Source organism: Hyphomonas sp., assembly GCF_040882205.1.
Taxonomy (GTDB): domain Bacteria; phylum Pseudomonadota; class Alphaproteobacteria; order Caulobacterales; family Hyphomonadaceae; genus Hyphomonas.
In genome coordinates this window covers 2,407-11,144 of the sequence record NZ_JBBEBT010000340.1, presented here as the reverse complement: position 1 = coordinate 11,144, position 8,738 = coordinate 2,407, and the positions used below count along the sequence as shown (strand labels likewise).

6 protein-coding genes and 3 pseudogenes are annotated in these 8,738 nt (G+C 65.5%); 7 read left to right on the top strand and 2 right to left on the bottom strand.

The window, feature by feature from the left end:
- Positions 1–426 precede the first annotated feature (426 nt).
- Positions 427–1,942 (top strand): annotated as a pseudogene (locus WEA77_RS14875) (ATP-binding cassette domain-containing protein).
- 60 nt (positions 1,943–2,002) lie between these two features.
- Here the strand turns inward: WEA77_RS14875 and map are convergent.
- Positions 2,003–2,823: pseudogene (gene map, locus WEA77_RS14870) on the bottom strand (type I methionyl aminopeptidase).
- A 154-nt stretch (positions 2,824–2,977) separates the two neighbouring features.
- Here map and WEA77_RS14865 point away from each other — a divergent pair.
- From WEA77_RS14865 to WEA77_RS14850, 4 genes are all read left to right on the top strand, one after another.
- The gene (locus tag WEA77_RS14865; RefSeq protein ID WP_368068653.1) at positions 2,978–4,285 is read left to right on the top strand and encodes a serine hydrolase domain-containing protein; all 1,308 of its coding nucleotides are present in this window, start codon (positions 2,978–2,980) and stop codon (positions 4,283–4,285) included.
- Positions 4,282–5,037 (top strand): competence/damage-inducible protein A, encoded by a 756-nt coding sequence (locus tag WEA77_RS14860; RefSeq protein WP_368068652.1) that lies wholly within the window; start codon positions 4,282–4,284, stop codon positions 5,035–5,037. The genes WEA77_RS14865 and WEA77_RS14860 overlap by 4 nt, the downstream gene beginning before the upstream one ends.
- Positions 5,034–5,519 (top strand): hypothetical protein, encoded by a 486-nt coding sequence (locus tag WEA77_RS14855; protein ID WP_368068651.1) that lies wholly within the window; start codon positions 5,034–5,036, stop codon positions 5,517–5,519. Before WEA77_RS14860 ends, WEA77_RS14855 begins: the two co-directional genes overlap by 4 nt.
- A 79-nt stretch (positions 5,520–5,598) precedes the next feature.
- Complete coding sequence (locus WEA77_RS14850) at positions 5,599–6,381, top strand: enoyl-CoA hydratase (protein WP_368068650.1); 783 nt, start codon at positions 5,599–5,601, stop codon at positions 6,379–6,381.
- A 42-nt stretch (positions 6,382–6,423) separates the two neighbouring features.
- Here WEA77_RS14850 and WEA77_RS14845 read toward each other — a convergent pair whose 3' ends face one another.
- Positions 6,424–6,957, bottom strand: a complete 534-nt coding sequence (locus tag WEA77_RS14845; RefSeq protein WP_368068649.1) for a class III extradiol ring-cleavage dioxygenase — start codon at positions 6,955–6,957, stop codon at positions 6,424–6,426.
- 177 nt (positions 6,958–7,134) lie between these two features.
- Between WEA77_RS14845 and WEA77_RS14840 the strand changes: the two are divergent.
- Both WEA77_RS14840 and WEA77_RS14835 read left to right on the top strand, forming a co-directional pair.
- Positions 7,135–8,345 (top strand): annotated as a pseudogene (locus WEA77_RS14840) (acetyl-CoA C-acetyltransferase).
- An 11-nt stretch (positions 8,346–8,356) separates the two neighbouring features.
- Positions 8,357–8,488, top strand: a complete 132-nt coding sequence (locus tag WEA77_RS14835) for a hypothetical protein (RefSeq protein ID WP_368068648.1) — start codon at positions 8,357–8,359, stop codon at positions 8,486–8,488.
- Positions 8,489–8,738 lie beyond the last annotated feature (250 nt).

Below are 8,738 nucleotides of genomic sequence, written 5' to 3'. Positions count from 1 at the left end.
CGTGTTGATGATCGGCTGGGCGACGACCGTGATTATGGTGCGGTCGATAAAGTTCAGCGTGTAGATAAGCGTCAGCGAAACGAGGACATAAGAGCGATAGCCCTTTGAGCCGAAGCCCGTGATATGCCCGTTCGCGCTGTCAGCCGCAGCTGCAGTGGCCGTCATTTTGGTTCTCGCCTCCCAGGGGAATGCACGCTTCTGGTGGCGCGCTCTGATGTGGAGCGACGGTAACCTGCCCGTTGCCGCCTGCAAGCCTTATCGTCAGGGCAGGGCCCGCCAGGGTTCATTTGCCCCGGCCTTGCGCGTTGAAATGCCCGCGCAGCAGGCCCAACTACGCGGCGAATGCTACCTCCAGGAGCCGCTGCGCCATGGAGCTCGCCTGCAAATCGACTGCCCTCGGATCAATTTGCCGGACGAGCACGCACCATGAGCGCTTCAATCACCCGGTCTTCGCTGAATTTTGCCCTGCCTGACGGCCGGGTTCTATTTTCAGACCTTGACTTCAGTTTCAATCAGGGACGCTCGGGACTCACCGGCGCGAACGGCGCCGTCAAGTCGACGCTGCTCCGGCTGATCGCGGGAGAACTCGCGCCGTCTGCGGGCCGGGTCTTGTATGGCCGGGCGCCTTGGCGCGCTGCACTCGCCGCCCTGCGCCGCGCCGAAACGGGCGAGGCAGACGCCTGGGAGGACGCTGACTGGACGCTGGAGGCGCACCTCGCCGAAGCGCTGGGCCGGGCAGGCCTCGACGCGGCGCCTGAAACCCGGCTCGCCGCCCTCTCCGGCGGCCAGCGCGCGCGCCGGGCTCGCGGCGCTGGTCTTCACGGAGCCGGACTTCCTGCTGCTGGAGGAGCCGACGAACAATCTCGACCGCGAAGGCCATGAGGCAGTGGCAAGCCTGCTCGCGGGTTGGCGCGGCGGCGCGCCGGTCGTCAGCCATGACCGCGAACGCCTCGAAGGCATGAACGCAATCGTTGAGCTGACGCGCCTCGGCGCGCGCCGGTATGGCGGCGGATGGAGCGCGTTCGAGGCGCGCAAGGCGCTGGAACCCGGCGCGGCGCACCGCGATCTCTCTGAAGCCGAGCGCCAGCTGGGCGAGACGCGCGGGAAGGTTCAGGCCGCCGCCGAACGCAAGGTCCGCAAGGCCGGCGCGGGCACGCGCAAGGCGGCGAAGGGCGGCGCGCCGCGCCTCCTGCTGGGCGCCATGAAGCGGCGTGCGGAAGCCTCAAGCGGGGATCTGCAGCACCTCTCCGAACGCCAGATCGCCGAGGCAGAGACTGCTGCACGGGCGGCGCGGCAGCATATCGAGATCCCTGAGACCCTGAAGGTGACGCTGCCGTCTTCCGGGTTTGCCGCCGGTAAAGCGGTGCTCGCCTTGCGGGACGTCGCTGCGGGCTTATTACCCGGCGCGCCGATCCACCGCTGACTGTCTTTCGACATGCGCGGACCCGAACGGATCGCGCTTTCCGGCCCGAACGATTCCGGCAAGTCGACACTTCCCAAGGTCATCGCCGGCAGCCTCGCGCCCTTCGCGGGCGAGGCGCGCATGTCTGTGCCCTTCGTGATGCCGGATCAGGACGTGAGCCTCTTGCTGCCCGGCGAGACCATCCTCGGCAACTTCCGCCGTCTTGATCCGCAAGCGGCGGAAAATGCTTGCCGCTCCGCGCTCGCGCGCTTGCGCTTCCGCGCGGACGCGGCGCTGCAACAGGTCGCCGCGCTCAGCGGCGGCGAGCGCCTGCGCGCGGGCCTTGCCTGCGTCCTTGGCGGCCCGGCGCCGCTGCAACTCCTGATCCTCGACGATCCGACCAATCATCTCGACATCGCCTCGCTGGAAGCGGTCGAAGCGGGGCTGCTGGCCTATGACGGCGCGCTACGGGTGGTCAGCGATGACGCGGCGTTTCTGGCGCGGGTGGGTGTATCGCGCCAGATCGCACTTGCGTCCTGACGTTTAGTTCATTTGTCGTCATCCAGCCTTCGCCAGGCTGACAAATTTGGAACCTGCGCTCTACGCCTTTTCCTTGAACGGCTCATGCCAGCCCTTCGGCGAAGCGGAGAAAATCTCCACGCCCGTCTCGGTCACGCCGACCGAATGTTCGAACTGGGCCGAGAGCTGGCGGTCGCGCGTCACGGCGGTCCAGCCGTCCGGCAGGATGGCGGCGTCCTTGCGGCCCAGGTTCAGCATCGGCTCGATGGTGAAGAACATGCCGGGCTTCAGCTCCGGGCCTGTTCCGTAGGCGGAGGAATGGACCACATTCGGCTCGTCATGGAAGAGACGCCCAAGGCCGTGCCCGCAGAAATCGTCGACTACGGCACAGCGGTTCAGACGGGCGATCTCGCTGATCGCCCCGCCGATATCGCCGAAACGGTTGCCGGGCTTAACTGCGCGATGCCGGCCATCAGCGCCTCATAGGTCACTTCCATAAGTCGTTCGGCCTTGCGCTTCACTTCACCTGCGCCGTACATCCGGCTATGGTCGCCGTGCCAGCCATCGATGATCAGCGTCACGTCGATGTTCGCGATGTCGCCGTCCTTCAGCGCCTTCAGGCCGGGGATACCGTGGCAGATGACATGATTTACCGAGATGCACGAAGCGTGGCGATACCCCCGGTAACCTATGGTGGCCGACGTTGCGCCATGATCGTTGACGAACTGGTAGACGAGATTGTCGAGATGTTCGGTCGTCACGCCGGGTTTCACTTCCGGCACGAGCATGTCGAGGCATTCGGCCACGAGCCGGCCCGCGCGCCGCATGCCCTCGAAGTCCTCGGGGCCGTGGGTGCGGATTGCGCCGGTGCGCATCGGCAGCATAAGGTTGGTGTCGTTCATCGGGGCAATATGGCAGGCCGGGTCCGTGTTTTCCACTCCCTTCTTGCCGAAACGCCCGGCCCCTGCCAGTTATCCGGCCAGGAAATCAGGCCAGGAAATCAGGCCAGGAAATCAGGCCAGGAAATCAGGCCAGGGCCGGAACGGGAAGGATCAGATGCGGACAATCGGTATAGTCTGGGCGGGCGCGGCCCTTTTGCTGGCGGCCTGCGCGAGCGCGCCGGTGGCCCCGCCGCCGCCCGCGCCGCAGCCGCTCTCCCTCGCCCGGCCCCAGCCGCCCGCCTTCAGCGCCGAGGGCATTTCCGCGCTTGAGGCGCGTATGGCGGCCTATATCGACGAAGGCCGCATCAAGGGCATTGCCACGCGCCTCGTGAAAGGCGGCGAGGTGATCAGCGACACCCGGGCCGGCAGCCGCCGCGAGGCGGACGGCGCGCCGGTGGAGGACGATACGATCTGGCGCATCTATTCGATGACCAAGCCGGTCACCGGCGCGGCCCTTCTGGTGCTCTGGGAAGAGGACGCGTTCGAACTGGACGATCCGATCACGATGTATTTCCCGGAGTTTGAAAACCTGCAGGTCTTCACCGGCCTCGGTGAAGCCGGCCAGCCTATTCTCGTGCCTGCCAGCCGCGCGCCGACTGTCCGGGAGCTGATGGCCCACACGGCTGGTTTAGGCTACGGCCTCGCGCCCGGAAACTATGTGGATGACCAGTTCCGATCCGCCGGACTGTTTCGTTCAGCCGACCTTGATGATCTCGTGAAGCGCGTCGCGGCGATCCCGTTGAAAACCCAGCCTGGCACGACCTGGGATTATTCCATCAGCGTTGACCTGCAGGGCGCGCTGATCGAGCGGCTCTCCGGCCAGACACTGGGCGAGTTCTTCCGTACACGGCTGTTCGAGCCCCTCGGTATGAAGGATACCGGGTTCTTCGTTCCGGAGGCCGAATATGACCGCTTCTCGGATGTCTGGGGCCGCGATCCGGAAACCGGCGCGCTCGGCGAGGCCTTGCCCATGCCCGCTTTCCTGTTCCGCGCGGACACGATCACTTTCGAATCCGGCGGCGGCGGTCTCGTCTCGACGATGAACGACTATGCCCGCTTTGCCGGCATGCTGGCGAATGGCGGTACGCTGGAAGGCGTGCAGATCCTGAAGCCGGAAACCGTTCAGATGATGGCGACCAATGTGCTGCCCGAGGGCGTCTATCTCGGCCACGACGGCGTGACGGCGAATGAGAACTCCGGCGCAGGGTTCGGTCTGGATGTCGCCGTGATTCTGGCTGACGGCGGCGACTATCCGAAGGGTTCCTTCATGTGGGGCGGCGCGGCCGGTACCTGGTTCTGGGTCGATCCTGCGAACGAGCTCTACTTCATCGGCCTGATCCAGGTCTTCGGCCGATCGCTCGACCGCCAGATGCGCACGGAGTCCGCCAGTCTCGTCTATGAAGCGATGAGCCAGCCCGAATGACCGACCCCACCGCCGCCGTCCTGCTGATCGGGGATGAGCTTCTCTCCGGCCGCACGCGTGACATCAACCTCCAGCAGGTTGCGCAATATCTGGAGCCGCTCGGCATCCCGGTCCGCGAGGCGCGCACTGTCTGCGACGTTCAGGAAGAGATCGTTGCCGCCGTCAACGACCTGCGCGCGAAATACACTTACGTGTTCACCACCGGCGGCATCGGTCCGACGCATGACGACATAACCGCGGACGCCATCGCGGCCGCGTTCGGCGTCGGCATTTCCGAGCACCCGGACGCGATGCGCGACATGGCTGCGCGCTACGCCGCAATGAATACCGAGTTCACGGCGCCCCGCCGCCGCATGGCCCGCGTGCCACATGGCGCCATCCTCATCGCCAATCCCGTCTCCGGCGCGCCGGGCTTCCAGACTGGCAACGTGTTCACGCTCGCCGGCGTGCCGCAGATCGCCCGCGCCATGCTGGAAGACATAGGCCACCGGCTCGAGACCGGCGCGGTCATCCACAAGGTCACTGTGCGCGGCAAGGGCCTGCGTGAAGGCGACCTCGCCACCCGCCTCGGCGAGATCGCGAAGGAATTTCCTGCCGTCGGCATCGGCTCCTATCCCTGGTATGGCAGCATCGAGGATCACGGCGTCGCTCTCGTCGCGCGCTCGCCAGACAAGTCCGCCCTCGCATCCGTCCAGACCGAGCTGGAAACCCTCGCGCGCAGCCTCGGCGCAGATCCGGAGATCACGACATGACCTTCATTACCCGCACGCCGGTCCTCTGGGCGCTCTTTGTACTCATGCTAGTTTGCACTTTTGCGTTCCAGCATTTCACGCCTGCGGTCGGCGGCCAGTTTCTCGACATGCTGGACGAGCCTCTCGCGATCCGGGAAACCTTCGGCGCCATGACGCCGGAGCAGAAGTCCGTGCATTTCTGGGTGACCGTTCTGGTGGATACGGCGTTCCCTGTTTCATTCGGCCTGCTCTTTGCGGGGCTCGCCTGGCGCTTCTTCGGAGAATGGGGTGTTCCGGCTGCCATTCCGGCCTTTGCCGTGCTGATTGTGGATCTCACGGAAAACACGGTCCAGGCGCTGGCCCTGTCGGGTACCGCTGACGCACTGGACGCCAAGGCCTGGGTGACGCCCTTGAAAACGGGCCTGTTCCTCATAGCGGCGCTGATCGCGGTGGTGGCCCTCGCCATCGCCGTCTTCCGCCTCGTCACGAAGAAGAAGGCTTAGAGGCGCCGCGAGGTCAGGCTTTGCGCCGGGCGCCAGGCGGCGGTATCACCCTGAGCAGAAACCTCAGGGAGCTTCCGCCATGTCCGAACCCATTGTCCTCGTCGAGCGCCGCGGCGCCGTTGCCCTCGTCACGCTGAACCGGCCGGATGCGCTGAACGCGCTGAACCGCGCCCTGCGGGCCGAGATCGTGCGCGTCTTCACCGAACTGAAGGACGACAAGGCCATCCGCGCCGTCGTGCTCACCGGCAAGGGCCGCGCCTTCACCGCCGGCATCGACCTGAAGGAAGCCGGTCAGACCGGTTTCGCCCTCGGCGCTGATGAAGATTCCAAATCGATCAACATGCTCGCCGCGCTGGAAGCCTATCCCTGGCCTATCGTCGGCGCGATCAACGGCTTCGCTATCACTGGCGGCTTTGAGCTTGCCCTGATGTGCGACGTGCTGCTCGCCTCGGAGAACGCCAAGTTCGCCGATACCCACGCCCGCGTCGGCATCGTGCCGGGTTGGGGCCTGTCGCAGAAGCTCTCGCGCCTCATCGGCATCAGCCGCGCCAAGGAACTCTCCTTCACCGGCAACTTCCTCGACGCGCATACTTCGGAGAAATGGGGCCTCGTCAACCGCGTCTACCCGGCAGCAGACCTCGTCTCAGCCGCGCTGCAGCTCGCCACCGAGATGACTTCTACAAACCCGGACCTCCTGTTCAAGTACAAGGCCCTGATCGACGACGGGTTTGGCATGACCTTCGCCGCCGCGATGAAGGAAGAAGTGAAACGCTCGATTGATCACTCGAGCTCGGTCTCGGCCTCGGCGGTGGAAGAGGCGCGCAAGCAAGTGACAGCGCGGGGCAGGGACCAGCAGGGTTAGGCATTGGAACCCCTCTATCGCTTGCGGAAGACGGGATAGGGCTCATCCGGCAAACGCGAATGCATCTATCCTCAGCACACTGAACGTCAGCGATGGGTGAAACTGCGCCGCATGCAGTCCGCCCGCCCCAAGCGCCGCGAACAGCGGCAGGAAATGCTCCCCGGCCGGATGGTTGCGCGCCGCGAAAGGTGCCAGCGTCCGGTAGTCGAGCAGATCTTCGATCTGCGCTTCGGCCAGCGCCGCAATTACCCGGTCCGAAAATTCCGTTACCCACTCCGGCGCCGCATTGCTGGCGCGCCATTCCACGCTGCACAGGTCATGCGTGAAGCTGCCGCTGCCGAGGATCAGCGCGCCTTCGTCCGCCAGCGGCCGCAGCGCCTCACCCAGCTTCAGGTGGTGCGCCGGCCCCAGATGTGTCTGCACCGACAGCTGCAACACCGGAATGTCAGCCTCCGGATACATCAGCTTCAGCGCCACCCGGGCGCCGTGGTCCAGCCCGCCCAGGTAATCGCGCGCCGGCACGTCATCGAACAAGAGCGTCGGCGAGCTGTGCGAAACGAAGATCGGGGCAATCATGGGCGAGATCCTGTGGTAGTCTCTAAGTTCCAGCTCATGTAAGCCTTGCCGTGCCCCGCCCGGCAGGCTGCGCCACTGTCTAACACCCATGCCGCTGCGGCATACGCCCGGACCCGGTTGCCACCCGGCCCGGCCCCGGCCTATCTAAAGCGCAGCAAAAAACCTCGGGAGAACACCATGCGCGATGTCGTGATTGTCGAGCCGGTCCGTACAGCCGTCGGCGGCTTCGGCGGATCCTACAAGGATGTCCACGCCCATGTCCTCGGCGCCGCGGTCGTCGAAGGCCTGATGGCCCGCACCGGCTTGCCGAAGGACAAGGTGGACGATGTCATCTTCGCGCAATGCTATCCCTCGATGGACGCGCCGGCCCTTGGCCGCGTCGTCGCGCTCGATGCAGGCCTGCCCGTCGAAGTCACCGGCATGCAGATCGACCGGCGCTGCGGCTCGGGCCTGCAGGCGATCATCAACGCCGTCATGCAGATCGCCACCGGCGCAATGGACTGTGTGATTGCGGGCGGCGCCGAATCGATGAGCAATGCGCCGTTCTACTCCACCAACTGGCGCTGGGGCCTCGGCCAGGGCAATATGACCGTGCATGACGGCCTTGTGAATGGCCGTCTCACCGCGGGCGGCAGGAACTTCCCCGTGCCCGGCGGCATGCTCGAAACCGCCGAGAACCTCCGCCGCGATTACCAGATCACGCGCGCCGCGCAGGATGAGTTCGCCGCCGCTTCACACGCCAAGGCCGTCGCCGCGCAGAAGAGCGGCGTCTTCGCTGAAGAGATCATCCCGGTAACCGTCAAAGGCCGCAAGGGCGACACGGTTGTCACGCAGGACGAACATCCGCGTGCGGACTCTACCCTTGAAGTGCTCGGCAAGCTGAAAGCCATCCGCCTGAAACAGGACGCCGATGCCACCGTCACCGCCGGCAATGCCAGCGGCCAGAATGACGGCGCCTCGGCTTGCTGGTGATGACGCGCGAGATGGCAGAGGCCCACGGCCTGAAACCGCTCGCCCGGCTGGTCTCCTGGGCCGTCGCCGGTGTCGGCCCGGCCGTCATGGGTATAGGTCCTGTTCCGTCCACGGAGAAAGCGCTGAAGAAGGCGGGCCTGGCGCTGAAGGACATCGATCTGATCGAGCTTAACGAAGCCTTCGCCGCGCAGGTCCTCGCCTGCACCAAGGCGATGGGCTTCACCAAGGAAGATTACGACCGCCTCAACGTCCATGGCTCGGGCATCTCGCTCGGCCACCCGGTAGGCGCCACCGGCGGGCGTATCCTCGCCACCATGCTGCGCGAGATGGACCGCCGCGAAGCGCGCTACGGCCTGGAAACCATGTGTATTGGCGGCGGGCAGGGCCTCGCTGCTGTGTTCGAACGCGTCAACTGATACCGTCAGCCGTGAAAGCTCGCCTCGCCGCCGATGCGCAGCGCTGGGCCGATCATCTCGCGGCGACGGGAACATTCGAACACGCCGGAAATCCCGAGACCCCCGCCTCCGGCGAAAACCCCGCGATGGGATCAGCCGGGTAAACGGGCGAACAGCCCCGCGCAGCTCCGGGCGGACGAGAAGGCCCTCTTTAAGTATGGCGCCTTCCTGGATGTCAGTACGGATGGCAACTTGTTCACTGCGGGACACGACACACAGATGGTGTGGAAGGACCCCGCCGACCTTTGCTGCGCCGCCGCCGGCGCCAATGGCTCGGCTTTTCTCGTCTGCCGCTGTAAACCGCCTGGCAGCTATCCCGGCCAGATATTTCGGCCAGATATTTCGGCCAGATAT